This window comes from Vibrio sp. 10N.261.52.A1 (assembly GCF_002876325.1).
In the GTDB taxonomy this organism is placed as follows: Bacteria; Pseudomonadota; Gammaproteobacteria; order Enterobacterales; family Vibrionaceae; genus Vibrio; species Vibrio chagasii.
Map to the genome: position 1 here is coordinate 1 of NZ_MCYD01000169.1, position 513 is coordinate 513.

Annotated in this window: 1 protein-coding gene; it reads left to right on the forward strand. The window is 43.9% G+C overall.

Annotated elements, in window-relative coordinates:
- The first annotated feature begins 58 nt into the window (after positions 1-58).
- Positions 59-481: an organic hydroperoxide resistance protein gene (locus tag BCT81_RS02300; RefSeq protein ID WP_102423131.1), complete on the forward strand. Its 423-nt coding sequence runs from the start codon at positions 59-61 to the stop codon at positions 479-481.
- Positions 482-513: the final 32 nt, after the last annotated feature.

The window sequence follows — 513 nt, forward strand, 5'->3', positions numbered from 1 at the left end:
CCTCAAAATAAAGTTGCGCGCAATTTAATTTCACACAATCATTTTAAGGATTAAGACAATGACAACACTCTACACTACTTCTGCTACTGCAATTGCTGGTCGTAACGGCCAAGTTTCTACTGACGATAATTTGCTTTCTGTTGCATTAAGCTACCCGAAGGAAATGGGCGGTTCAGGTGAAGCAACGAACCCTGAGCAACTGTTTGCTGCAGGCTACTCTGCGTGTTTCTCAAATGCTCTACTTCACGTAGCGAAAGAAATGAAAATCAAGATTGCATCGGCGCCAACAACTGCAACGGTTGGTATCGGTCCAAATGAAAATGGTGGTTTTGCTTTAACCGTTTCATTAGCGGTTGAGCTCGACTTGGCTCAAGAAGAGGCTGTTACGCTGGTAAAAACCGCTCACCAAGTTTGCCCATATTCAAATGCGGTTCGTGGCAACATTGATGTGAAGTTGTCGGTTAACGGACAAGCGCTTTAGTCGCTTTACCCCAAAATGTCCCACTAAAAAAA

Coding starts and splice junctions, on each gene's coding strand:
- BCT81_RS02300 (WP_102423131.1), top strand. CDS start 59: ATGACAACACTCTACACTACTTCTGCTACTGCAATTGCTGGTCGTAAC.